This window comes from Stenomitos frigidus ULC18 (genome assembly GCF_003003795.1).
Lineage (GTDB): Bacteria > Cyanobacteriota > Cyanobacteriia > Leptolyngbyales > Leptolyngbyaceae > Stenomitos > Stenomitos frigidus_A.
The window spans coordinates 101,875-127,195 of record NZ_PVWK01000142.1; the positions used below are offsets into that span (position 1 = coordinate 101,875).

General features: G+C 51.4%; 17 protein-coding genes. 10 read left to right on the top strand and 7 right to left on the bottom strand.

Annotated elements, in window-relative coordinates; genetic code table 11:
- The first annotated feature begins 710 nt into the window (after positions 1–710).
- From C7B82_RS26615 to C7B82_RS26630, 4 genes are all read left to right on the top strand, one after another.
- The gene (locus C7B82_RS26615; protein ID WP_245940108.1) at positions 711–1,973 is read left to right on the top strand and encodes an efflux RND transporter periplasmic adaptor subunit; all 1,263 of its coding nucleotides are present in this window, start codon (positions 711–713) and stop codon (positions 1,971–1,973) included.
- Between the two features lie 100 nt (positions 1,974–2,073).
- Positions 2,074–5,334 (top strand): efflux RND transporter permease subunit, encoded by a 3,261-nt coding sequence (locus C7B82_RS26620; protein WP_106259817.1) that lies wholly within the window; start codon positions 2,074–2,076, stop codon positions 5,332–5,334.
- 259 nt (positions 5,335–5,593) lie between these two features.
- Positions 5,594–6,334 (top strand): hypothetical protein, encoded by a 741-nt coding sequence (locus C7B82_RS26625; protein ID WP_106259819.1) that lies wholly within the window; start codon positions 5,594–5,596, stop codon positions 6,332–6,334.
- Positions 6,335–6,391: 57 nt separating this feature from the next.
- Entirely contained in the window at positions 6,392–6,772 is a 381-nt protein-coding gene (locus C7B82_RS26630; protein ID WP_106259820.1) for a translation initiation factor, read from the top strand.
- 75 nt (positions 6,773–6,847) lie between these two features.
- On the opposite strand, the gene C7B82_RS26635 is transcribed toward C7B82_RS26630, so the two are convergent.
- A complete protein-coding gene (locus C7B82_RS26635) occupies positions 6,848–8,419 on the bottom strand; it encodes a helicase HerA-like domain-containing protein (RefSeq protein WP_106259822.1) in 1,572 nt (523 codons plus the stop codon).
- 170 nt (positions 8,420–8,589) lie between these two features.
- Between C7B82_RS26635 and C7B82_RS26640 the strand changes: the two genes are divergently transcribed.
- The 3 genes from C7B82_RS26640 (at position 8,590) to C7B82_RS26650 (ending at position 14,186) form a co-directional block, all read left to right on the top strand.
- Positions 8,590–10,293: a cellulase family glycosylhydrolase gene (locus tag C7B82_RS26640; RefSeq protein WP_106259823.1), complete on the top strand. Its 1,704-nt coding sequence runs from the start codon at positions 8,590–8,592 to the stop codon at positions 10,291–10,293.
- A 333-nt stretch (positions 10,294–10,626) separates the two neighbouring features.
- Positions 10,627–12,744: a serine/threonine phosphatase gene (locus tag C7B82_RS26645; protein WP_106259825.1), complete on the top strand. Its 2,118-nt coding sequence runs from the start codon at positions 10,627–10,629 to the stop codon at positions 12,742–12,744.
- A 137-nt stretch (positions 12,745–12,881) separates the two neighbouring features.
- A complete protein-coding gene (locus C7B82_RS26650; RefSeq protein ID WP_106259826.1) occupies positions 12,882–14,186 on the top strand; it encodes a protein kinase domain-containing protein in 1,305 nt (434 codons plus the stop codon).
- A gap of 44 nt (positions 14,187–14,230) precedes the next feature.
- On the opposite strand, the gene C7B82_RS26655 is transcribed toward C7B82_RS26650, so the two are convergent.
- The 3 genes from C7B82_RS26655 to C7B82_RS26665 all read right to left on the bottom strand — a co-directional run bounded on the left by C7B82_RS26655 (position 14,231) and on the right by C7B82_RS26665 (position 16,408).
- Complete coding sequence (locus C7B82_RS26655) at positions 14,231–14,452, bottom strand: DUF4327 family protein (RefSeq protein WP_106259947.1); 222 nt, start codon at positions 14,450–14,452, stop codon at positions 14,231–14,233.
- Positions 14,453–14,868: 416 nt separating this feature from the next.
- Positions 14,869–15,156 (bottom strand): (2Fe-2S) ferredoxin domain-containing protein, encoded by a 288-nt coding sequence (locus C7B82_RS26660; RefSeq protein WP_106259828.1) that lies wholly within the window; start codon positions 15,154–15,156, stop codon positions 14,869–14,871.
- Positions 15,157–15,259: 103 nt separating this feature from the next.
- Positions 15,260–16,408 carry a CobW family GTP-binding protein gene (locus C7B82_RS26665; protein WP_106259948.1) on the bottom strand — a complete coding sequence of 383 codons (1,149 nt, stop codon included), beginning with the start codon at positions 16,406–16,408 and terminating at the stop codon, positions 15,260–15,262.
- A gap of 185 nt (positions 16,409–16,593) precedes the next feature.
- On the opposite strand from C7B82_RS26665, the gene cysS reads away from it, so the two are divergent.
- Positions 16,594–18,060 carry a cysteine--tRNA ligase gene (gene cysS / locus C7B82_RS26670; protein WP_106259829.1) on the top strand — a complete coding sequence of 489 codons (1,467 nt, stop codon included), beginning with the start codon at positions 16,594–16,596 and terminating at the stop codon, positions 18,058–18,060.
- 167 nt (positions 18,061–18,227) lie between these two features.
- Positions 18,228–19,346 (top strand): AI-2E family transporter, encoded by a 1,119-nt coding sequence (locus C7B82_RS26675; RefSeq protein WP_106259831.1) that lies wholly within the window; start codon positions 18,228–18,230, stop codon positions 19,344–19,346.
- Between the two features lie 69 nt (positions 19,347–19,415).
- On the opposite strand, the gene C7B82_RS26680 is transcribed toward C7B82_RS26675, so the two are convergent.
- Positions 19,416–20,621, bottom strand: coding sequence for a BMP family ABC transporter substrate-binding protein (locus C7B82_RS26680; protein WP_106259832.1), 1,206 nt, complete (start codon positions 20,619–20,621; stop codon positions 19,416–19,418).
- A 270-nt stretch (positions 20,622–20,891) separates the two neighbouring features.
- Here C7B82_RS26680 and C7B82_RS26685 point away from each other — a divergent pair, with 270 nt between their 5' ends.
- A complete protein-coding gene (locus C7B82_RS26685; protein WP_106259834.1) occupies positions 20,892–22,067 on the top strand; it encodes an NAD(P)/FAD-dependent oxidoreductase in 1,176 nt (391 codons plus the stop codon).
- 55 nt (positions 22,068–22,122) lie between these two features.
- Here the strand turns inward: C7B82_RS26685 and C7B82_RS26690 are convergent, their stop codons facing one another.
- Together C7B82_RS26690 and C7B82_RS26695 are read right to left on the bottom strand one after the other, a co-directional pair.
- On the bottom strand, positions 22,123–24,075 hold the full coding sequence (locus C7B82_RS26690; RefSeq protein WP_106259835.1) for an iron uptake porin: 1,953 nt from the start codon (positions 24,073–24,075) through the stop codon (positions 22,123–22,125).
- A 322-nt stretch (positions 24,076–24,397) separates the two neighbouring features.
- A complete protein-coding gene (locus tag C7B82_RS26695) occupies positions 24,398–25,147 on the bottom strand; it encodes a CPBP family intramembrane glutamic endopeptidase (RefSeq protein ID WP_339375211.1) in 750 nt (249 codons plus the stop codon).
- Between the last annotated feature and the right edge of the window lie 174 nt (positions 25,148–25,321).

The window sequence follows — 25,321 nt, forward strand, 5'->3', positions numbered from 1 at the left end:
GAGGCAATGAATGCTTGGGCGCTTTTTACGCTTTGGTGCTGATGGTAGAAATAATAACGGTAGTCCTAACCAAAACTACACCAGTCAATCTATAAGGTTACAGTCTTTGGCGTTTACTCTTTGAGGCTGATCAGTCGATGCTTTGCTCATCCGGTGCATTAAAGCCATTCCTAGCGATCGCGTCTCTTCAAGAGCACGGCATGGGCAAAACACAGGGGCGCTGGTACACTTGATCCAGGTTTGCCGAGCATTATTCTTTATTCCACAAGTTTGAAATCCTCCGATCGGGCGACTTGAATAGGTGAAGCCTGCTCTACGCTCTTGCGATAACCTGACCACAGCGAGATTTCATACGTATCTAAAAGATTTCGTATGCCATGCAGCAATGATCATTGGAATGAGATGCTTCAACGCTAAGTGTTTGACTTTGTAATGGCTTGTGTCCTTCTTAAGCGACGCTCATCTAAAGCATACGGTTACGCTTTGTTAGTCCTTTAAAGTGAGTGAACAACCCTATGAATGTTGAAGGGACAAGCAAAAATCATAATAGGCAACCTTTTCCACATGAGAGGGGCAGTTCCAAGCCAGTAGGAGATTCTGAGCGTGACCCTCAACCACCACGCAGAGGGAGGCGACGTTTCCTGATACCTGCCCTTATTGCAGCGGCAATTTTGGGAGGCGTTGGGTGGATCGTGTTCAGTCGGTTCATCATGCCGATACTCATTTTCAGCAGCATGAAGCCACAGCTAACACCAGTTGAGTTATCGTCGCCAAAGACAGCGCCAATTGCCGATAGCTCAGACTATGCGGCTAACCTTGATTCGCGCCAGTCTGTCACTTTGCAGCCACGGGTGTCGGGGCAGATTGCGGCTATTTACGTCAAGGCTGGCGATCGCGTTGAGGCAGGGGCACCTATCATTCAAATTGATGCAGCGCAACAGCGAGCACAGGTTGCCAGTCGGGATGCGGCAGTAGAATCTGCTGATGCTGATATCTCGGTTGCGCAGTCCGACGTGTCAAGCGCTCGAGATAATCTGCGATCACTCCAGGCAAAGCGAACAGCTAATCAATCTGATGTGCAGTTCAATGAGGGTGAGTACAAGCGTTATCAGGATCTGTTTGCTCAGGGAGCCAGCAGCAAGCAAGTGCTCGATCAAAAGCTAAACGCGGTGCAAACTGCACGCGCAACCCTCAGGCAGACAGAGGCTGATATACAGGCTCAGCGGTCAGCTATTGCGCGATCGCAGTCAACCGTTGCAAAAAACCAGCGTACTTTACAGCAAGCACAAGCAAATGTGACTGAAGGGCAAGCAGAGCTTCAGTATTACACCATCAAAGCGCCCTTTTCGGGGGTTGTTGGTAACATTCCTGTCAAGGTGGGCGATTTTGTTGATAACACCTCCCCAATGCTCCGCCTTACGCAGAACGAGCAGCTTGAGGTGCAAATGCAAATTCCTTTAGACAGGGCACCTGCCTTGCGATCGGGGTTGCCTGTACAACTACTGGATGAGCAAGGCAAAGTACTGCAAACTGGTAAGGTGTCTTTTATTGCGCCAGATGTTGACCCGTCTACGCAATCCATACAAGCAAAAGCGGTTTTTAACAATTCGAGCGGCAAGCTACGAACCTCACAATTTGCTCGCGTGAGAGTCATTTGGTCAACCCGTCCGGGTGTTTTGGTACCAGTAACTGCGATTTCGCGGTTAGGCGGTAAGGATTTTGTGTTTGTCGGTACGTCGTTCAAGGCTTCAGGCTGCAAAGCTGCCTCTGCGGGAGAGGGGGCACCACCACCAACTAACGTTGACCCTGAACAACTAACGGTGGCTCAAAAGGCAGTCAAGCTAGGCAAGATTGTGGGCAACGAGCAGGAAGTGCAGGACGGACTTGGCAAAGGCGATCGCCTCATCACTTCCGGCATCCTGAGCTTGCAAAATTGTCTGATTGTTCAAGAAGCGGCAGCCACACCAAAGTAATTTCCACGGCTCAACTTAAAGTGGGCTAGCGGGCAGGAGTGCGTAGTTCATGGCACATCACTATTGACAGCGGGCAGTTTCCTCAGGACACCTGTGCTTTATGATTCTCTCCATTTCAACCTTCTTTATTCGTCGCCCGATTTTTGCAACAGTTTGCTCGATCGTGGTGACGCTGCTGGGGATTGCGTGTATTCCAACGCTACCGATCGCCCAGTATCCTGATATTGTGCCGCCACAAGTTACAGTCACCTCCAACTACATTGGCGCTAGTGCGGAAACGGTTGAATCAACCGTGACCAACATCTTGGAACGAGAGCTAAACGGCATCAACGACCTGCGGTACATCAAATCCACCAGCGCTAACGATGGTTCTAGCAGCATTAATCTCACCTTTGAACTCGGACGCGATCAGGATCTCGCAGCGGTCGATGTGCAAAACAAGGTGTCCACGGTGCAATCACGTTTGCCAGGACCCGTGACCCAAACAGGTGTGCAGGTAGCAAAAGCAAACAGCAACCTTCTGCTGGCGATCGGGATGTACTCCGATCGCGACGAGAAAACTGGACAAGACGTTTACGACAGCACCTATCTCAGCAACTATGCCGATTTGTACATTGCTGATGCGCTCAAGCGAATTAAGGGGGTGGGTGGAGTACAAACCTTTGGTGAGCGGAAATATGCCATGCGCCTCTGGGTTGATCCAGAGCGTCTCGCTAGTCGGGGACTGACCTCCCAGGATGTGATCACAGCCTTGAAAGAACAAAACCTCCAGGTGGGTGCGGGGCAGATCGGGCAACCACCGATTGACGATGGACAGCAATATCAATATGCCGTCACGGCTCAGGGTCGCTTCAAAAATGCAGAGGAATTTAATGACCTTGTTGTCAAAACTACCGCTACTGGCACTTTAGTCAAGTTGCGGGATGTGGGTCGCGCCGAACTGGGGGCGGAAAACTACGGGTCTTTGCTGCGCTTTACGCCCAGTGACCGCATTACACACCAGGGGATTGGACTTGGCATTAATCAGCAATTTGGTACCAATGCGCTGGATACTGCCCGTGATGTGAAGGCAGAAATGCAAGTGCTGGCGGCGAATTTCCCGCCAGGAATGCGCTATGCCGTTGCCTTTGATACCACGACCTTTATTGAGGCAGGTGCAGAAGAGGTCATCATTTCACTCATCCTGGCGATCGTTCTGGTGGTCTTGATCATCTATCTCTTTTTGCAGAATTGGCGATCGGCGCTTATTGCGTCCATCGCAATTCCAGTTGCCTTGCTGGGTACCTTTATCTTCGTCAAACTGCTGGGCTTCTCAATTAACACACTCACCCTCTTTGGTTTGACGCTGGCAACAGGGTTGGTGGTGGATGATGCCATCGTCATTGTGGAAGATATCACTAAGCGTGTTCAAGAAGATGGAATGCGACCGCTAGATGCCGCACTTTCATCAATGGACTCGCTTATTGGTGCCGTTGTTGCCACCTCTGTGGTTTTGGTGACGGTTTTCGTCCCCGTTGCCTTTTTCCCTGGTACCACCGGGCAACTTTACAAACAATTTGCGTTGACGATCGCCTTTTCGATCACGGTTTCCACTTTTAATGCGATCACCTTGACCCCAACATTGTCAGCACTCTTGCTGCGGCGTGGTCAAATGCCCAACAACTGGTTCTTTAACCGTATCAACGTAGGGATTGATTACACCCGCCAACGGTACAGCCGATTGCTGGGTAACGTAACGCGGCGCAAAGGGTTAGTCATGGGGCTGTTCGCGGGGGCATTGGCGCTAACTGGCTGGGTCTACACGCTCGTACCGGGTGGCTTCCTTCCCGATGAAGACCAGGGCTACTTTATTACGATCGTCCAGGCACCAGAAGGCGTATCGCTTAACTACACGCGCAATGTACTGGAAAAGGCAGAGGCAATCCTCAAGCAGCAGCCGGAAGTCCAAAATATTTTTGCGGTCGGTGGCTTTAGCTTTAGTGGCTCCACTCCCAATAATGGCTTGATTTTTTCAACCCTCAAGCCCTGGGAAGAGCGCAAGGGAGCCGATCAGTCTGTGAAGGCGATCATCGGTGGCTTCTTCCCTAAACCATCAGGGCTATTCCCCCAAATGCTAGGCATCAAAGAAGCAACGGTGATTCCGGTAGCGCCACCAGCGTTACAGGGTGTGGGTAACTTCGGGGGCTTTGATTTTCAACTGCAAGACCGTACTGGGCTTGGCTTTAATGTGCTTGGCGAAAACCTTAACAAGTTTATGAGCCGTGCTGCTACCTATCCCTCTCCAGACAAAGCTCAGTTGACTGGATTACGACCGACCTTCAATGCGAATACCCCCCAAATTTCAGTAGAAGTCGATCGCACACGGGCAAACCAACTTCAGGTGCCACTACAGGATATTTTCAACACCCTGCAAACCTCGTTAGGTTCCACGTATGTGAACGATTTCAATCAATTTGAACGTACTTATCGGGTTTATGTGCAGGCAGATCAACAGTTTCGCTCCAACCCCGAAGACATTAAGCGGCTCTATGTGCGATCGCAGACAGGCAAAATGATTCCACTGAGTAATCTGGTCACAGTAACTCAAACGATCGGTCCGTCCATCATCTCGCACTACAACCTGTTCCGCTCAGTCGAAATCACGGGCGCTCCCGCTCCAGGTGTTAGTTCTGGGCAGTCCCTCCAGGCAATGCAAGCAGTCGCGAAGGAAACCTTACCCAAAGGGTTTGGCTATGAATGGTCTGGCTTATCGCTAGAAGAAGTTAGTGCGGGCGGCAGCGCCATCTTTATCTTCGCACTAGGGATTATCTTTGTTTATCTGACGTTGGCAGCCCAGTACGAGAGCTACATCGATCCCTTCATCATTCTGCTGACAGTGCCGCTGGCAATTCTCGGTGCGTTGATTGCGCTACTGCTGCGGGGGACTGCCAATGATGTCTACACCCAGATTGGCTTTGTCATGCTGATTGGGATGGCAAGTAAAAATGGCATTCTCATCGTGGAATTTGCGAACCAGCTTTATGCGGAAGGGTGGAGCATTACCAAAGCAGCAGTGGAAGCAGCGCAAGATCGGCTACGGCCAATTTTGATGACGGCAATCTCCACGGTGATTGGTGCCTTTCCCCTCTTTATTGCCACAGGTGCCGGTGCTGGTGCCCGACAATCGCTGGGAACGGCTATCGTCGGTGGGATGTGTGTTGCCACGATCCTCAGTCTCTTGGTCGTACCTGTCCTCTACATCGTGATCAAAACGGCTGAAGCACGCTATCGCCGAGGCCCCTATAAGCCTGCGATCGCCGACGCTCCGGAGGCCGAATCGGATGGCACTCGTACGGGTGAAGAAGTAACGTCCAAACGTTAGGTGCCTCCCCTAGTTCAAGCCCATGCGTTCCTGGTTTAACACTAATGGCTAAATAAAGACCTGGCAACGTGATCACCAGTCTCCCATTCTCGATCGCAAAACTATCTTAAAGTTGCAACTCAAAATCCTGATTGCGCTCACTTTTTCTGTAGAAAGGAGAGGTATCCATAAGCCTGTACGGATTGATGACTCCTCTCCAACATCAGCCCTTGGCTCGCTTTGAATGGTGCGCTATCTACGGCGTTCATGAGTGCAAATAATGATTGATCAAAAGGATTTGCTTCCGGCGGATGGCCTATCGCAGTTACGTTACCCTGCTGCAAAGATGCTCACGTCCGCGTTCCTGTCAACGACAGCGTTGCTCCTGCTCAGTGTGTATCAACCGAGCGCACAGGCACAAAACTGTGCATCATCCTATGAGCCTGGAACGCTGCAACAGCGCACTAAATCTGGTCTGTTGGATAGCAGAATCGGACCCATCAAGATCGTAAACAATACTCAAACCGCGACGATTGTTTCGCTCTACCATCCTGATGCGCCAAAACGGATCTTTAAATACTGGTATGCCGAACCTGGCAAGAGCTATTTACTGGGTACCGATAGCTATAGTAGCGATTGGGGCATTCAAGTGGATGAGGGGCCCATTTGCCTGGTGGGGCGTGTAGCCAGCTGGGATGGCCACATATTTACGACGTTTCCCAGCCGTCTCTTTATCGTCGATGCACCAGTCGCGGTCGAGCCAGCTGTTACCAGGAGCCAAACATCACGGGCGCTTACACTACCGCCGCTCCAGCCCCCTGAAGCCTATGAAGCGATCGCTACCAAGCAGATTACCCAGGGAGACGCACGCACTGGCTTGATTTCCTTGCTGCGGGCGGCTGATCTTTACCGGGTCAGTGGACGCTTAAAAGAAGAGCAGCGCGTGCGCGATCGCATCAAGCAGATTCGTGACGGTGGTAAAGCGGCTGCCTTCAGGCTAAAGGACGAACGAACGCAATGATTGCCGCTAGTATTGTAATTGCTAGCACCTTGCAATGGTCATCCTGCGCGTCTTGTCATGTCTTCCAAGCAAAAGCCCGCCAATGCTAACGCCTCTAAGGCAAAACCCTCTGATCACGGACGAGTCGTCTACTCAGAGTTTGGTAACGCAAACAATGATGACGCGTTTAAACGAGCCGTCCCCGACCTGCCACCTAACCAGCAGAACCTGAGAGTCGAAGCGTCTCGCGCTGGACGCAAAGGCAAAACGGTCACGATCGTGCGTGGCTTTCAAGCTCATACAGAGACGTTGACAGAACTGCTCAAAAAGCTCAAAGCCCATTGTGGCGCTGGCGGTACGCTGAAAGAAACGGAGCTTGAAATCCAGGGCGATCACAAGCAAAAAGTGGTCGAGTTTCTGATCAATCTGGGCTATAAGGCAAAAAGCAGCGGCGGCTAGAACATTTTCAGTGTTGATCAGCTTTAAGGTTGATTAGCTTAGACGTATGTTCAACCTCTCCAGTCTGCTGACAAGCTACCGTCGTCTAGAGCCTAAAATACCGCCTAGCACGCCTCGTACAATACTTTTGCCCTGAGACCCACCGCCTAGTGCTTGAGCTGCATTGCCAGCAAGGTTAAGGAGGAACTTCTCACGTTCACGTGCCAGGCGAGCCTCTTCCTTTGCCTGAGCCGCCGCTGCTTTCTCTGCCAGTTTCTGCGCCTGAGTCGCCTCTTTCTCAGCTTGTTTACGCTCCTGCTCTGCTAGTTTTTCAGCGTCGGCCTGAGCAGCCGCTTGAGCAACTGATTGAGCGGCTGCAGCTGCTTTCGCTTTGAGAAGCTCGTAGGCTGACTCACGGTCTTCCGCCGCCTCGTAGTGCCCGTATAGGACTGAGCCCTGGACACTCTGCTGACGCTGTTGAGGGTCGATCGCACCAACCTGGCTTTGAGGCGGCAACACAAATGCACGTTCTACAATGGTCGGGATGCCCTGTGCATCTAGAAACGAAACCAGCACTTCGCCAATGCCCAACGCTGTAATCACCTGCTCGACGTTCAACGAAGGGTTTGGGCGAAAGGTGGTAGCAGCAGCTTTAACTGCTTTCTGATCGAGGGGCGTAAAGGCTCGGAGCGCATGCTGCAATCGGTTACCCAGCTGACCTAACACTTTTAGCGGCACGTCAGTCGGGTTTTGGGTGCAGAAATAGATGCCAACGCCTTTGGAACGAATCAAACGCACAACCTGTTCCAGCTTGTCTTGCAGGGCGCTAGAGGCATCAGCAAAGAGGAGATGTGCTTCATCAAAAAAGAAGACTAGCTTAGGTTTATCCATGTCACCGACTTCTGGCAACTGTTCAAACAATTCAGAGAGCAGCCAGAGTACAAAAGTGGCATACAGTTTGGGTGCTTGTATCAGCTGATTAGCCGCGAGGAGGTTGATCACGCCATGACCATTTGCATCGGTCTGTAGCAAATCCATTAAGTCAAGCGCCGGTTCGCCAAAAAAACGATCGCCCCCTTGCTGTTCTAGAGTGAGTAGACCCCGCTGGATGGCACCCACACTCGCAGCCGAAAGATTGCCATACTCAGTTTTAAAGTCCTTTGCCTTATCGCCAACGAATTGCAAGAGCGATCGCAGATCCTTAAGATCAAGCAGCAATAGCCCCAAATCGTCAGCAATCTTGAAGGCAATGGTCAGCACCCCCGCTTGCGTTTCGTTCAGGTTCAGCAGTCGTGCCAAGAGCAGCGGCCCCATCTCTGATATCGTGGTGCGTAAGGGATGACCTTGCTCGCCAAACACATCCCAAAACTCGACAGGGCAACTGGCAAACTGAAAGTCCAAAAGCTCTAGCTGCTGAATGCGATCGCGAATCTTCGGTTTGTCGCTCCCTGGTTGACTGATACCAGATAGATCGCCCTTAATATCAGCCATAAAAACAGGCACCCCAATTTGACTGAAGCGCTCAGCCATGACTTGCAGTGTGACCGTTTTGCCCGTGCCTGTTGCTCCCGCAATCAGTCCGTGACGGGTTGCCATCGCAGGTACGAGACAACAGTCATGGCTACCTTGAGTGGCGGTAGTTTTGGCAATGAGCAAGGAATCGGTCATGGCAGTTAGCGCTCACTTGGGAATCTCCTGAAATTATACAGAGAGAATGTGGTTGTGAATTCTGCCAGCAGGCTGCTTTGAGGCACTTTTGGGTGTAATTGGCGTCACAATCTACAGCATCCGCATGTCTGATCAGTGGGAGTCAACGATTTGCAAATTCGGTAAGGTCTATGATTCAACTTGAGCGATGGCTTCGATGGCTGGGCACTGCTGTAAAACCGTTGCAGCGGGTCTGTATAAAAGACGGTTGGCGATCGCTCGCCGCAGCCGCACTGCACACTAAAACAGGCAACCTCAGGCAGAAGCGCTTGCGTTGGCTTTGGGGTGGGCTCTTCCTCTCAACGATTGTCCTGAGTCTGGCGCTACATAGACTCAACCCAGCAGATGCTGCGGTTGTGCAATTCCCCCTCTCAACTAAGGGGGCTCAAATTGTGGATGCCAGCGGTCAGCCTGTCTTGCTACGGGGCGTGAATTGGTTCGGCATCGAAACCGAAACGCAAGTTCCTCATGGGCTTTGGGCTCGCGATTATAAGGAGATGTTGGCGCAAATCAAGAGTCTGGGCTACAACCTCATCCGGCTACCGTATGCAGTGCAGAGTTTACGTGCGTCTACCATCAACGGGGTTGATTTCACTATTGGCAATAACCGCGACCTGCAAGGCAAAACGCCCCTGGAAGTGATGGATTTGATCATTCAAGAGGCTCAGCGACAGGGACTGATGATCCTGCTGGATAGCCACCGTCTGAACAACCAGCGGATTCCGGAGCTGTGGTATGGGGATGGTTTCACTGAAGCGGACTGGGTTGATACCTGGAAATTGCTGGCAACTCGCTACCAAAAACAGCCCAATGTGATTGGAGCAGATCTGAAAAACGAACCCCACGGTCGCGCAAGTTGGGGCACTAATGACCGGGCTACTGACTGGCGACTAGCAGCCGAACGTGCGGGTAACGCTGTTTTGGCGATCGCTCCTCACTGGCTCATCGTCGTTGAAGGCGTAGAAAGGAATGTACCCGGACAGAAACTAGCGCGACACTGGCAGGGTGGCAATCTAGAAGGCGCAGGCCGCTATCCAGTGCGCCTGAACAAGGCGCGTAAACTGGTCTACTCACCTCACGAGTATGGTCCTGGTGTCTATAACCAGCCCTGGTTTTCCGAAGCAGCCTTTCCAAAAAATCTGCTCAACCGCTGGGAGGTTGGCTTTAATTACCTTGCCAGTCGCAACATTGCTCCCATCCTGATCGGTGAGTTTGGTGGACGACAGGTGGATGCCAGTTCTAAAGAGGGTCTTTGGCACCGTCAGCTAGTCAATTTTATTCAGCAAAAAAAGCTGCACTTTACCTACTGGAGTTGGAACCCTAACAGCAGCGATACAGGCGGCATCTTGCAAGATGACTGGCGTACGGTAGATCAAGCGAAGCAGCAATTGCTCAGTCAGCTACTGACAGTGCCAGGCCCGACAGCACTGGCACTGTCAGTACGGCAGTCGGTATCGCCATTGGCGCCATTGGTTGCCCCGACATTGCCTTCACCACGTCCTACAGGCGAGATCGTCCCCTCTAGCGCTGATGGTCAATTAGAGGTGCAGGCAACCATGCAATCAGACTGGCAAACGGGCTTTTGTACTGCTATTCGCGTTACCAATCACACTAAGCTGAGTCGTCGCAACTGGCGGCTGAAATTTCAGATGAACCAGGCAACCATTCGCAACAGTTGGAATGGAACTTTTGCGCATCAAGGTTCCCGCTATACCGTTGATCCACCCGAATGGGGACGAGTGCTTGAGCCGAATCAGTCGATCGATTTAGGGTTTTGTGCTGCGAAGCAAGGTGTAGATTATCGGTTGAAGAAGCTGGCTGTTTCGGGTTTGTAGGCAGGAGGCCGGGGAACAGGGGGACGTAGAGGCTTGTTTTGATCTTAGAACTCAAAACTCAGGGGGCAGTCTCAACTTAAAACTTTTCTAACCAACAACTAATAATTAGCAACCAACAACCCCGCAGAGATGCCGAGTGTCAAACATTCGGATAAGCTGTATACAGAGGAGCCGTTTTGGGAATTCTGCTTAAATAGGCTACAGTTTTGTCTGACAAGACTCGATCGCCCTGACGGTAGCAACTTAATTCAGCCCCGTGAGTGGCGCTGGTTTATCTCTGCGGCCGATGCCCCACCCTGAGCCTCCCAAACGGGGAATGAAGGAAGTCCCACCATGCTTGTCTGTCCTCAATGCCAGTTTGAAAATCCCAACACCAACAAGTTTTGTCAGGAGTGCGGTACATCACTGACTCAGAATACTTGCCCTGAATGCTCTAGTCTCGTGCCTTTTGATGTTGTGCAATGTCAGGAGTGTGGCGAGATCGCTGGCGTGATCTGGTGGGCACTGATGGTAGACGACCAACGGCGAGTCGTTGAGCTGCCTTCAACTCCTGCTGCAATAGAAGTAACCGCTGACGATCGCCCTATTGCAGTGAATGACGCCGAGCGAGGGTACGCCTATCTTGATCGTCGTCAGCGGTATCGGCTGTTGGAGGTCTTACCGGCACCTGATGGTACCAACGTTGAGCGGCACGTTCGGGTGTTGGATTGTCAACCGTTTCAGATGTCGCTTTTAGAAGCGCTGGCAAAGCATGAGGCAGACGAGCCCATTGGGTCTATGCCGATCGAAAGTCAACCTGATGCGATCGAACGCGCTGATCCAACGGCACTTGCAGGCAATCGTATACATTCCGTGCAAGCGATGGCAGTGCCTGCGATCGCCCAACCGTATCTGGCCTTGGGCAGCAAATTTCATCAAGCTTTACCGGTGATTCACGACGCCTGGCAGCAAGACGGGCAGCAGATCATCCTATTAGAAGATCGGGCGCTTCTCCCACGGCTCGTCGATTTGTGGCTGGATGAGGATCTTGCCTTACCCGCCCTACAGCTTTTGCATTGGCTTTATGAAATGGTGGAGCTATGGAGTGTGTTAGACGAGTGGCAAGCCTGCCGCAGCCTGCTAGAAATTGAAAACCTGAAAGTAGATGAAGATCAGGCAATCTGTCTGCAACGCTTGCATTTGAACTTGCCTGATGCACCAGCGACCTTGCAAGATCTAGGGCAATTGTGGCAAACTTTGTTCGCTCAATCACAGCGCACTCAAATTGGTGCAATTTATGTACTGCTTGCAGATTTAGAGGCTGGCAAGCTAGAAACTATCGCTGATTTGCGATCGCGCATTGAGGAAATCGCCCATGAGCTCCAGGCAAACCAACCTGAAACCGAGATGATGCCCAATCTTGAGAGTTTTGAACCGACTGATGAATCTGTTGATGATCTGGCGCTCGACTCAGAGCCATCACGTTCGTCGAGCGTGGCGGATCTAAGTACAGCCGCTGCCTCGACTCGGTTAGAAGTCTCCTTGCCAGAGCCAACGCTGCCGCCGGATGTCGATAGCGACGGGGATAGCGACGACCTGCCGACGGTCGTTTTGCCAATGCAGCTATTTAACCTGGAGGATGCCGGTCGGACTGATATTGGAAGACAGCGCGACCACAACGAAGACTACTTTGGCATCGAGACCCAAACGGCAAAGCTCGAAAGCCCTTCTGGTAAAACAGTGCATGCTCGTAGTCTCTACATTTTGTGTGACGGCATGGGTGGGCATGCGGGCGGCGAAGTGGCCAGTGCACTGGCAGTCGATACCTTGCGCCGCTATTTCAAGGAAAAGTGGCAGAGCGCTCCCTTCTCTGATGGCGCCTCAAATAAACTGCCTGGGCCAGAGGTTTTAATTGATGCCGTACAGCTTGCTAACAAGGCAATTTACGATGTCAATCAGCAAAATGCCCGCTCAGGCAGTGGTCGCATGGGTACGACGTTGGTTGTGCTGCTTGTTCAAGATACGGAAGCGGCGGTGGCCCATGTCGGTGATAGTCGCCTGTATCGCTATACCCGTAAACGGGGGTTAGAGCAGATTACGATCGACCACGAAGTGGGGCAGCGCGAGATCCAGCGGGGCGTTGACCCTGATATTGCGTACGCTCGTCCTGACGCGTACCAGTTGACCCAGGCGCTAGGACCTCGTGATGAGCATTTCATTAAGCCTGACATCCAGTATGTCGAACTAAACGAAGACACCTTGCTGTTGCTGTGCTCGGATGGGCTGACTGACAATGACCTCCTGGAAACGCACTGGCGCACTCACGTAGAACCGTTGCTCAGTTCGCAAGCCAATCTAGAGCAGGGCGTTTCTCAGCTGGTTGAGCTGGCGAACCAATACAATGGGCATGACAACATCACCGCGATCGCAATTCGCGCTAAGGTTCGCCCCAATCTGGATCATTTGCGCTAACCTCCAGCATTGTAAGCAAACGATTGACCGATCGCTGGACTGGAGACTCTTGACTCTGAAGTAATCACAGCGTCAGCAGTCTACCAGCATCTAGACCATCCGCAGCTAGAGTCTCAGTCTAGAGTCTACCCGTTCACATGGTCATCCTGACCCTTCTTCATCCTCAACACAGAACACCGCTCAGGCAATGGTGCTTTCCAAATGAACCGCTGATTCGGATTGGCCGCGCACCGGGAAATCACGTCATTCTTAACGATCTCCTGGTTTCTCGGCACCATCTGGATTTGCGTCAGGTTGATGTGTCTACCGCTGACGCTAGATCGGCGGGGACTGTTTCCTGGCACCTGGTCAATCACAGTTCCAACGGCACGTTTGTCAACGGTGCTGTCATGTCACAAGGGCTGCTAGGAGCCAATGCGTTGCTTCAATTAGCGCAGGGTGGTCCACTGCTGAAACTGCAAATTCTAGCAGCGACCGGCTCCGTTTCAAAGAGCCCGTTGGCGATCGCCAAAGCTCCTCAATTACCAGCGCTTCCTCAACCGCCACTGTTGGTTAAGCAACCTCTGCGACTGTTTTGCAACCATGCTGGCAATCCACCTGACAATCTTTTCTGCATGCACTGTGGCTTACCGGTCAAGGTCGAGAAGACGATTCGTCAGTATCAAGTGTTGCGCGTGCTCGGTAAGGGTGGTATGGGCACCACTTACCTGGTGTGGCATCCAGCGGCAAGCCAGGTGTCTGGGCAACCGCAAAATGCGCTCCGAGTGCTCAAAGAAATGAATGCGGACATGGCTAAAATCCCCAAGGCGCAAGAGTTGTTTGAACGGGAGGCAAGTACCCTTCAAACGCTCAGCCATCCTGGCATTCCCAAGTTTTACGATTTTTTCGTTGAGGCAGGCAAGAAGTACCTGGTGATGGCGCTGCTGCACGGTCAAGATCTGGAAAAACGGATTCGCCATCAGGGACCTGTGTCAGCCCAGCAGGCGATCGCCTGGATGATCCAAACCTGCGATATTCTGTCTTATCTTCACACCCATAGAACGCCGATCATTCATCGCGACATTAAGCCCGGCAATCTGTTGGTGCAGACGCTCACTAACAGCATCGTAGTGTTGGACTTTGGAGCCGTTAAAGCCGTTGGCATCCCTTCTGGTACCCGCATCGGTGCAGAAGGCTATGCAGCGCCAGAACAAGCTCAAGGGCGACCCGTCACCCAGTCTGACCTCTACGCGATCGGCCCCAGTCTCATCTTTCTCATTACTGGTCAGAACCCCGTTCGACTGTATACAAAAGGCAATCAGAGTTACCGCTTTAGCTTGGATAACTACCCAGAGATTACACCCCCCTTACGTAAAGTGATCGATCGGGTGACACAATCACGCGCTAGCGATCGCTACCAAACCGCGAAGGAGTTAATGCAAGCGCTGTCAAACTGCCTTTGAAAAGGCTAAAGGCTAAAAAGCTTTCAGACTTCAAACTTTCTTGTCTACTCTTCCTCTTCCCAACTTTCGACTGCAAGCAAATCGCTCACTGGGTCTTGCATGGTGAATTCGAACGCGAATAACTCTTGCTTCAAATGAGACCAATCGTCTCCATAAAGAAGCGCAATTTTCCAAATGCTGTCTGTTGGTTTTAGCAGCTTGCCATCGACGAGCGATCGCACTTGACGCTGCAATTTAACCATTGGGTGAATAACCTGCTGGCTCATACCGGTTTGGATCATGTAATTGAATTGTGTGAATACTCTGCTTGGTGCTTCCCAATAAAGTCTCGGCAGCGTGTAGATGAATGCTAGGAGGGGGAAGCAGCCTTTCCAGCCATTGATATTAGCATACTCCAATGAGCTAGCAAGCGATTCCTTAAAATACTTGTTTAAATTGGGGAATTACCGAACTTAACCGCCCTAAAAGGAGCGTAAAGGGCAAGAGTCAAGCACCAAAAGACGCAAACTTACATTTTACGGGTTGGTAGGTTTCCAGGCGTTGCTGGTTTGAGGACTGAATTTCGTAGGGCGTAGGAGCGGTTCGCGTTTCTTGCCTGTCACAGGGGATAACTTCCCTACAGCAGAGTCAGGGTCTCTCAAGCATCCCCAGATTCAGAGCGACGCCCGTTTTAACCATGCACCTAACCGTGAGGGTGCAGGCGTGGGTGGAGGAGTTTTGTTACAGGGTGACCTTGCTTGAAATGCTGCTCAACGATCGTCCTGACATCTTCGGATTTTACGCGACAATACCAGGTGTCATCAGGCAGCACGCGTACGGTGGCTCCCATATTGCATTGTCCCTGGCAACCACAGCCAATGACCATTGCACCCGGTATGGAATAGCCCTGAAAAGCTGCCAGTACACCTGCAGACCCATTTCTAAGGCAGTTGGTGTACTGGCAAACGAGAATCTGACGGCTGGAATCCATACAGTAAAGTTATGAGTTAAGAATTAAGGGTTTTGAGTTGAGGGCCGTTGAGAACTCAAAACTCTCTAGTTTGTCGACGCGGAGCGCTACTCAAAACTCAAAACTACTTCCCAAAGCCTTTGCCGCGACCAACTGATGCGACGGTGAGACAATTTTCGACCTGCGATCGCAGCGCGTCGTGATCCAGATTTTGACCAATCAACACAAGTTGGTTCTTGGGTTCACCTTTCCAGTCGTCATCATCGAGCGAGAAGCGTTTGCCGCTGAGATGGAAGATGTGCCGCTTCGGACTTTCGCTGAACCAGAGAATACCCTTGGCACGAAAGACGTTGGCGGGTAGCTGATTGTCCAGGAAGAACTGGAATTTACGGATATCGAACGGTTTGTCGCTGGCAAAGGAGACGGAAGTAAAGCCATCGTTCTCTAAGTGGTGAGAGTGATGGTCGTGATCGTGGTCATGCTCACAGTGACCATGATCGTGATCGCAAGCAGCATGATCAGCGTGTTCATGCTCGTCATGCTTGTGCTCATGACCATGCTCGTGATGCTCGTGGTCATGATGCTCGTGATCGGGCGCTTTGTCAGCGGGATCAAAGTATTTGTCTGATTCAAACAGCCCAACGCTGAGCAGCATTGCCAGAGGTACCTGTCCCTTCACAGTGCGCAGGATTCTCGCGCCCTCTTTGATATCGCGGATTCTCACTTCCAGCGCATCCAGATTAGCTTCTTCCACAAGATCGGCTTTGTTCAGCAGAATAATGTCGCCGTAGCTGATCTGGCTGTAAGCCGCTTCGCTGTTGAATAGATCCAGGCTAAAGTTTTCGGCATCGACCAGGGTGATAATAGAGTCAAGCCGCGTTAGATCGCGCAGTTCCGTGCCCAGGAAGGTGAGCGCAACAGGCAGTGGATCGGCGAGTCCGGTTGTTTCGACGACCAGATAATCGATCGAGTCTTGCCGCTCCAGGACTTTATAAACGGCTTCTACCAGGTCGTTGTTGATGGTGCAGCAGATACAACCGTTGCTCAACTCCACCATGTCTTCGCCGGTGGTGATGATGAGTTCGTTGTCGATCCCAATTTCACCAAATTCGTTGACCAAAACGGCTGTTCTCACGCCTTGCTGATTGGTCAGAATATGGTTCAGTAGAGTTGTTTTGCCGCTACCCAGAAACCCTGTAATGATAGTGACAGGTAAGCCATGCTTGGGAGCGTCGATCGCAGAAGAAGAGGCAGGAGTGACCGCTGATTGCATAGCGCAAATGTCCGAGACGTCAGAAGATAGAGGTTGGGACGTGATTGTTAAAATGAACAGCTTGCACAACGGCATAGCCATTCTTTTTCATTATCACCGATCTGGGGTGGGTTGTTTTTCGATTGCAAACGAACCGACTGTTGCCCATTCTAAACTGCTCTTATCAACTCTGGAATAGTTTTGCCATGCCATTAATGCTCTACAACACGCTCACCCGTCGCAAAGAACGGTTTGAACCGATCGAACCCGGTAAGGTGCGGATGTACGTGTGTGGCATTACGGCGTACAACTACTTTCATGTGGGCAACGCCAGAGCCTTTGTGATTTTTGACGTGGTGCGGCGCTACCTGATGTGGCGCGGCTATGCGGTACGGTATGTCCAGAATTTTACGGATATTGATGACAAAATTCTGAAACGGGCGATCGCAGAAAACAGCACGATGGAACAAATTGCTGAGAAATATATTGCTGCCTATTTTGAGGATTCCGATCGCCTGAATATTCTCCGCGCCGATGTCTATCCACGAGCAACGCATACGATCGACGGCATTCAGCGCTTAATCCACGAATTGGAACAACGTCATTACGCTTATGCTGCCAATGGCGATGTCTATTATGCAGTCCGTCAGTTTCCAGAGTACGGCAAGCTCTCTGGACGCCAGTTGGACGATATGCAAGCAGGTGCTAGCGGTCGGGTTGACGTGGAAGAAGACGCAGACAAAAAGAAAGATCCCGCTGATTTTGCGTTATGGAAAGCAGCCAAACCGGGTGAACCATCCTGGGAATCACCCTGGGGGGCAGGTAGACCGGGCTGGCACATTGAATGCTCGGCAATGGTGCGGGATGAACTGGGTGAGTCGATCGACATCCACGCAGGCGGCATGGATTTGACCTTTCCCCATCACGAAAACGAAATTGCTCAAAGCGAAGCGGTGACGGGTAAGCCCTTGGCACGATACTGGCTGCATAACGGCTTTATTAATATGGATGGCGAGAAGATGTCCAAATCGCTGGGCAACTTCCGCTTGACGCGCGATTTGTTAGCAAACTATGACCCAATGGCGTTTCGACTGTTTGTCTTGCAAGCGCAATATCGCAAGCCGATCGACTTCACATCCGATGCCCTGGATGCTGCCGAAAACGGCTGGAAAACCTTGAAAGAAGCGCTTCAGTTTGGGGCACTATTTGTAGCCTTAACTGCCTGGAGTCCCGAAGCCGATGTGTTAGAGCAGGAGGCTATCGATCGCTTCAACGAGGCAATGGATGACGACTTCAACACGCCGATCGCGCTTTCTGTTCTCTTCGAGTTGGCAAAGGATCTCCATCGCGGACGTAATCTAATAATTCATGATCAAGAACGGGAAATACCTGTTACGCAGCTACAGCAAAAATGGCACACCTTTGAGGCACTTCTGAAGGTTTTAGGGTTGGAGGTGAAAGAGCCTGGAACAGTTGAGCTTCCTATTGAAGCCAACGATACAGGAACAGTTGGGCTAACGGATGGCGAAATTGAAACACTCATTCAGCAACGGAAAGAGGCACGACAGTCAAAAAATTGGGCAGAGAGCGATCGCATTCGTAATGAACTACAGGCTCAGGGCATTACGTTGATCGATCAGAAGGATGGCGTAACGCGTTGGCATCGGGGTTAGGGAGTGGGAAGTAGGGAGTAGGAAGAAAGAGTTTTAGATTGCGCTTTTTCTCGTGTGAATCGGTAGAGTTAAGTCGTCACTTAAAACTCGGTGAGGAGTCAGAAGCCAGGAGTTAGTGGCTGGTAGTTCCAAAACTCAAAACTCAAAACCCAAAACTTCTTCTATCCATGTCCGAACAGCGCATTACCATTTCCCTTTCTAGCCTCTTCAGCATTTTGCTCATCGTGGTGCTGCTGGTATTGCTGTGGCAGTTGCAGAGTTTGTTAATTTTGCTGATGATTTCGGTGGTGTTGGCGGCGACATTGAGTCCGATCGTCAACTGGGCAGAAGGTCGTCGAGTACCACGCTGGTTAGCGGTGATCGGCGTTTATCTCGCCTTGATTGGTGGTTTTGTGGGCGCTGGAGTGTTAATCGGCCCTACGGTGGTAGAGCAAACCGATCGCCTGATCACTCAAATTCCCGTTTATTCAGAAGCCTTATTCAACTGGATTCAGGGCCTTGCCCTACGACTCAACACATCGCATCCAGAGCTTGTGCCGCAGTTGGTGAATCCGCAAGCGTTAACCAATTGGGTGATTCGCTCCAGTCAGCAGGTGCTGCTGCGATCGTTTGGCTTGACGAAAAATATTGTGGGCGCGTTGTTCAGCGTGATTTTGATCCTGCTCATTTCGGGCTATATGGTCGCAGGTAGCAAAACGCTGCTTCAGGGGTTTGTTCAGCTCTTTCCGCAGCCCTGGGATCGCCGCTTGCTGGCGCAGGTTAAACCAGTGAGTCAGCGGATGGGCGGGTTTATTCAAGGTCGAGTGGTCGTATCCGCGATTCTGGGCGTTGTGACGACGGTTGGTTTAAATATCCTGGGTTTGTCCGAAGTCTCGCTGGCGCTGGGTGTGATTGCTGGCTTCACGAATCTGATCCCATTTGTGGGCCCTTTCTTAGGCGCAATTCCTGCACTGATCGTGTCGCTATCAATGGGCGGTGTCACCTGGCTGTGGGTCTTGCTGCTATTTGCGATCGTCCAAAACCTGGAAAGCTATATTCTCGACCCGCTGCTGGTCGGCTCGTCTGTGAACATCCATCCGCTGTATCAGCTTTTAGCCGTGTTTGGTGGCACACAGGTTTTGGGCATTCTGGGTGCCATTATTGTGCCGCCCTGGATCGCTGGAGCGGCTGTGCTGCTGGAGAATCTCTACATCCGACCCAAACGCATTGCTGAAGCCAGGATTGAGCGGGCACGGAATGAGGAGAGTAGTGCGATCGATAAAGACTTCGTGCCTACAACCCGCTAGACGATCGACCCCTCTGCAGGGACGTTCCATGGAACGTCCCTGCAGAGGGATCTTTTGGCATTTAGAACACTAACTCTTGACTGTCCCCAACACACCTTCAACTAACCAATCCATCTTTTCTAGCTCAGTGTCTTTCTGCTTAAACTCTTTCCCAGCAGGGATCACAACCTTACCTTTGTTGTCTTTCAGCGGTCCCTTATAAATGATGAGGGTTTCTGCTTCCAGCTTTGTCTTGGCAGCATCGGCATCTTTCTTAGCAGCATCCGTCACAGCAGGACCATAGTCTGACACTTTGATATAGCCTTCCTTGTAGCCACCGCGCACGAGATGCGGAATGCCCCCATCTGTGACCGATTTACCTTCCTGGATGAGCTTGGCATATTCACCATAGATTTTTGACCAGTCCCACTCTGCCCCAGTCAGGTAGCCCTTGGGAGCCAGCTTGGACTGATTGGTGTGATAACCCGTGCAGTAGATCCCCCGCTTTTCAGCGGTTTCCATGATCACTTTAGGGCTATCCACATGGCAGGTGATGACTTCGATGCCCTGGTCTGCCATGCTGTTAGCGGCCTCTGCCTCTTTGACGGGTAACGACCAATCGCCTGTAAAGACGACTTGTGTAGTCGCTTTGGGATTCACGGTACGTGCGCCGAGGGTATAGCTGTTAATGTTACGAACGACTTGAGGAATGGGCTTGGCAGCGATGAAGCCGAGTTTCCCGTTCTTTGCCATATGCGCGGCTACGATGCCTGCCACGTACTGCGCTTCATCGATATAGGCAAAATAGCTGCCAACATTTTTAGGATGCTTGCCTTCGACGTAAAGACCACCCGCATGGAAAAACTGCACGTTAGGGTTGCCGGGTGCCACCTTCAAAATATGCGGATCAAAGTAGCCAAAGGACGTGGGAAAAACCACCGTCGCTTTGTCCTGGTTGATCATATTAAGCATCGCTTCCTGGACTTCGTTGGTTTCTGGAACGCTTGCCTGCTCAACCGTTTTAACCCCAGGCAATTTGGCAACGCCTTCTTTGCCTTCAAAATGTGCCTGGTTCCAACCGTAGTCATCTTTGGGACCCACGTAAATAAAACCCATGACCACTTCTTTGGTGGGGCTTGCCGAACCACTGGCGGCAGGGCTACCGGAACTGGTTTCGGGCGTTGGCGTGGGGGTACAACCCACCCACAGACGGGAGGTTGCACCGAAGGCACCAGCAGCGAGAAGTCCTCGAATGATCTGGCGACGTGGTACAGACAAGGGGCGTTTAGTGGTCATGGTTAACTCCTCAAAGTTGCGAGAACGATTTAATTTACGAGAAAGAATCCAAAAAATAGTCTGCGATCGCTGGAAGGATAGTGTTGATCGAATAGTGACGCTCAGTCAGATTCGTTACACATCTGCTGGCTGAGCCAATCCTGCCCGATCAAGCACAGCACTGTTCGCTCAAATCGCTCGTACACGATCGCACGGCACAGTACGAAACAAACTGTAACAGTACAATTAGTGGGCAAAGATAAGTGATTGCCTACGTTAGGCATTTGGGCTATGCGAATCTATGACTGGATTGTGGTGGGTGGGGGGATTACGGGAGCCGCTCTTGCGTATGAATTGCTTAAACAGGGGTTTTCTGTTTTGCTCTTGGAGCGACATCAATCCCTGCAAGGAGCGACCCGCTTTGGCTATGGAGGCATCGCATATTGGTCTGGAACAACCGATCTAACTCGTCAACTGTGTGCCGAAGGCATTGCCTTACATCGCACATTATCCGCAGAACTAGACGCTGAAACAGAATTTCGTGAGCTGGATTTGGTGTTAACCATTGCTGCCGACGAAGACCCCGAGGCGATCGCACAATCCTATACACACTTTGCTATTCCCCCAAGTTTGGTGAGCGTCGCGGAAGCCTGCGAGCTAGAGCCGCTGTTGAATCCGAATGCGATCGCTGGCGCGCTGACGGTGAAACATGGTCACATTTCCACTACTGCCACTACGAACGCTTACACAAAAGCATTCACTAAATTGGGTGGCAGCATCCAAATCGATCAGGTAAAAGAACTGCTGAAGGGTGAGAACTCGCGCGTCACAGGTGTTGTCGGCAAACAGGACACCTACCACAGCGCTAATGTGGCTATCTGTGCCGGTGCACTCAGTCGATCGTTGCTGAAGACCGCAGGTATTCCCACCAGACTCTACTTTACGCATGCAGAATTGATTGAAACACCTCCAGTCGAGGTTTGCTTGCAAACGTTAGTCATGCCAGCGGATACCAAACGGTTTCAACTAGAAGCAGAAGCAAGCACAACGGCATTGGATGCTTTGTGGGATCAGCCTGGACATGAGCCAAGTCCACCGATCCTGGATGCGGGAGCGATTCAATTGCTAGATGGCAGGCTGAGAATAGGGCAGATGAGCCGAGTGCTGACCGATCCAGATGCTCCTATTAATGCAACTGAGAGCGAAGTCATAATGCGAACCAAAGTTGGCACCGTCCTACCTGCCTTAAACGATCTGCCTGGTCAATGGCATCACTGTCTGATTGGGTTTAGCAGCGATCGCCTACCCTTAATCGGCACACTTCCAGGCGTAGATGGCGTTCACCTGTTTTCAGGCTTCAGCAATCCCCTGGCGATCGTGCCAACCCTGGCAAGACGGTTTGCTAGCAATGCGATCGGGCAAGGAGATGAGATCATTGCCCAACTCTCGCCCGATCGCTTTGAGTAGTTGTTAGCTCTTAATGGCTAGTGCTTAGTTTTATAAAATCACTAACCACTAACGACTAGAAACTAAACTGTGCCCGCAAGTTACCGACAAAAATCGTCGGATTACTGTCGAAGTTGTTGGCATTGAAGATGGCGTAGAACGCAGGCACCAGAGCGATATTATCCGTCAGCGGGTAGAAGTAGGAGGCTTCTAACTCGTACATGGTGCCGCCATCACCAGCACCCGCTGCAAAGTAGCGATCGCCCCGAATGATGTCCATTGGCATCAAGAACGTCACAACTCCCAAGGCACCTTTTTTGAGTAAATCGGGGAAACCAACACCCACCTGGAAGGATTGGACATCAACGGCCTTGTCGATTGGCTTCAGATTAGTGTTACCAAAGCCATAGCGTCCAAAGATGCCAAAGCCAGGTGTAATCAGCCAATCAAAGTTAAAGGTAAACGTGTTGGCATAGGCGTATTTCAGACCGCCACCAACCCCGTTTTCAGAGAAGCCCGGACCCGCATCAACATAACCATAAGGAATGGGTTCACCGATCGCACCACCGACCTGACCACCGTAGGCTTGAATCCGGCTGTAGTTGTATAGAAAGCGGAAGTTGAGCGTGCTGCTAGGTGAGAAGGTCAACTCAGCTGTTGCGGTGTTTGTACCACCAAACAAGCCGAAGGTAGGACTGCTTGAGGTGTTAAAGCCAAACTGGCTGGGTAGAAACTCGGTATTCTCACCCAAATAAGCGGCTGCAAACCGGAACTGCTTGTTGATATTCCACTCAACGATCGCACCCGACCCACGATCGATTGCGTTTGTCTGGGTACTACCGATCGAGTCAAAGCTACCTGAACCGGTTAGGAAGAAGGTAAAGCGGTTGAAGTCAAAGGCACGGTACCAGTTAACACGAGGCCCAACGGTGACTTTAATGGAGTCACCAACTGGGAAACTGTAGAACAAATCGTGAATGACCACATCGCTGCGACCGTTGACCGTTCCCGCTGTTTGATCGGTAAACGGAGCACCGAAGGCGTTAAAGAAGCCCGCCGACGCATATTGGTTGATTGGCGAAATACCGTTACCTGCCGATAGCTGCGTGACCAGGTTGTCTTTACCCGAAAACGAGGTATTGAGAGTCAACCAGGTCAAAAAGCTAAACGTTGGTTCTGGCGAACCGGTGACTTGTCTGGTTGGCTGACCGTTAGTCCGAGTCGTAAAGAACCGTCCGTTGGCAGCATCATTCACACCGCTAGCAGGGCCTTCATAGGTCACGTCGCGGCTGGCACCAGCGCCTGAGAGGTTAAACCAAACTAAACCATTCAGCTTGGTCGTCGTCGAAAACTGCTGCTTCTCCAGCGTGGCAGTACGAGCTTCCAAGGCACCGACCCGACCCCGTAAGGTGGCTAGTTCCGCTGCAAACTCTTCTTGAAGCTTTTGTACGGCTAATAAGTCTTCTTTTTTGACCAGGTCAGCCGTTCCCGCCGCAATCAGTTCGTTGATGCGATCCATGCAGGCGTTTAGACCAGCCGCAAATTCATAACGGGTCAACGCACGGTTGCCGCGGTAGGTTTTGTTGGGATAGCCCACAATACAGCCGTACCGTTCAACTAACGATTGCAACGCCTGGAAAGCCCAGTCAGTTGGTTTAACGTCAGTCAACTGAGAAACAGATGTCACCTGATCCAGTACGCTAGGCTCAACTTCTTGAGCGTCGGCTGCATATAGCATTGGCTGGATCTCAGCCCCTTGGACAAGCGGATCGCTTGCCACTGCACTTGCCACCAGACGTGGGCTCAATGCTTGCCGATCAGAAACAGCTGGGGTCGCTTGTGTGTTCGCTGAGAGCACAGGCGCTTGAGGCACAACCGATACGACACGCTGTGATGCGTCGATCGAGCTTTGCGAAGCCTTGGCACCAGACGCTAGTAGCCCTGTTGCCGTGCTTGCAAGGAACAACGCTGTCCACAGGCTCACTGGCGAAAGCAACAAAGATTTCCATCGATTATTAAGACTAGACATCGAATCCTCACACCACGCGATTAAACAAATCAAGACGTAAGCATACTAAAGCTACAGGTCGAGATATGTAATTTTAGACACAATAAAGCGTTCTAAAGGCTTACTAAAGCTAGTTGACAGGTATGAGAAAAGTTCTACAGCCCATTCCAACAAACGAACTACAGAAACTCTATGGCTAGGGCAGAAAAGCCTGGCTCCATTGGCTCCATTGGCACTAAAGACCTTAGCCTTGGGAGGCAGTAGTGTGCGACCTGATTGTCAGGGTGGAACCGTATCTTTACTGTCAGGTGGAACCGATGTATAAACGCCACACGATCGCGGCTTATCGTTTAACTATTCCTTCGCGATTACTCCATTTCCAGATCGTGCTGGAAACTAGATTGGTTGTGATGTGTGCCACGATCGGTACTAGAAGATTGCCCGTCAGCAGGGCGCTGTAGCCTAATAGAACACCAATCGTTGTCGCCCAGACCACATAAGACCACTGCCGTGGGCTACTCAAATGCAAGACACCAAAACAAAGGCTCGAAATAATCACACCTTCAAACGTCAAGCCGAAAGCAGGCAGCATGACGCCGCGAAACAGTAACTCTTCGCTTAAGCCTGGCAAAAGCCCCAGCCAGATTAGATCAGGCAAAACCAGTGGTTTGAGTACGAGTGCCAGGTAATAATCAGCACTTTGACGATAGGCTGGCCAAACGCGATACACCACCGCACTGGCAAGCGTAATGACAACCCCTAACCCAAGCCCTTGCAGCACTGCGATCGCTGACCATTGCAGCGGCAATAGAATGACAGTGCCAAACTGAACCCACAGTTTGGCAACCAGCAACAGCACAACGGCTGTAACGCCCATCGCAATGAGTACTTGAGTGCGGCTAAGAGATTCAACTTCGGGATGATCGGGACGTTGTTCTGCCACGGGAAAGAGCGTTATAGGAAAAAGGACGCTGACTTTAGAGCGATCGCTAAGTGCCTTGTACCGATTTAAGCCGTTCTTGCTGTCAATGCAGTCAGTCGTAGGAGTGGCTTTGGACGCTATATCATCGGTTTCGCTGTGGCTTAAGGACAAACCCTATCCCAACAAATATCTGCCTCGATCACAGTCCGCCTCGATCACAATGCAATTTGCGATCAAATTCAGTCAGGCCATGTCAGTCAAGCTATGCTGGAGCTGTGGCAAACTGAGCTCTGAGCCAATGAATCTTAACCAGTCTAGCGCCTTGTGCTGAAAGTGCAGCGTTCC

Bases quoted from the DNA above. Each gene is read 5' to 3' on its own strand.
- C7B82_RS26660 (WP_106259828.1), bottom strand. From the start codon at position 15,156: ATGGATTCCAGCCGTCAGATTCTCGTTTGCCAGTACACCAACTGCCTT.
- C7B82_RS26680 (WP_106259832.1), bottom strand. From the start codon at position 20,621: ATGACCACTAAACGCCCCTTGTCTGTACCACGTCGCCAGATCATTCGA.
- C7B82_RS26665 (WP_106259948.1), bottom strand. From the start codon at position 16,408: ATGCAATCAGCGGTCACTCCTGCCTCTTCTTCTGCGATCGACGCTCCC.
- C7B82_RS26630 (WP_106259820.1), top strand. From the start codon at position 6,392: ATGTCTTCCAAGCAAAAGCCCGCCAATGCTAACGCCTCTAAGGCAAAA.
- C7B82_RS26655 (WP_106259947.1), bottom strand. From the start codon at position 14,452: ATGAGCCAGCAGGTTATTCACCCAATGGTTAAATTGCAGCGTCAAGTG.
- C7B82_RS26690 (WP_106259835.1), bottom strand. From the start codon at position 24,075: ATGTCTAGTCTTAATAATCGATGGAAATCTTTGTTGCTTTCGCCAGTG.
- C7B82_RS26635 (WP_106259822.1), bottom strand. From the start codon at position 8,419: ATGACCGATTCCTTGCTCATTGCCAAAACTACCGCCACTCAAGGTAGC.
- C7B82_RS26645 (WP_106259825.1), top strand. From the start codon at position 10,627: ATGCTTGTCTGTCCTCAATGCCAGTTTGAAAATCCCAACACCAACAAG.
- C7B82_RS26650 (WP_106259826.1), top strand. From the start codon at position 12,882: ATGGTCATCCTGACCCTTCTTCATCCTCAACACAGAACACCGCTCAGG.
- C7B82_RS26615 (WP_245940108.1), top strand. From the start codon at position 711: ATGCCGATACTCATTTTCAGCAGCATGAAGCCACAGCTAACACCAGTT.
- C7B82_RS26620 (WP_106259817.1), top strand. From the start codon at position 2,074: ATGATTCTCTCCATTTCAACCTTCTTTATTCGTCGCCCGATTTTTGCA.
- C7B82_RS26625 (WP_106259819.1), top strand. From the start codon at position 5,594: ATGATTGATCAAAAGGATTTGCTTCCGGCGGATGGCCTATCGCAGTTA.
- C7B82_RS26675 (WP_106259831.1), top strand. From the start codon at position 18,228: ATGTCCGAACAGCGCATTACCATTTCCCTTTCTAGCCTCTTCAGCATT.
- C7B82_RS26640 (WP_106259823.1), top strand. From the start codon at position 8,590: ATGATTCAACTTGAGCGATGGCTTCGATGGCTGGGCACTGCTGTAAAA.
- C7B82_RS26685 (WP_106259834.1), top strand. From the start codon at position 20,892: ATGCGAATCTATGACTGGATTGTGGTGGGTGGGGGGATTACGGGAGCC.
- cysS (WP_106259829.1), top strand. From the start codon at position 16,594: ATGCCATTAATGCTCTACAACACGCTCACCCGTCGCAAAGAACGGTTT.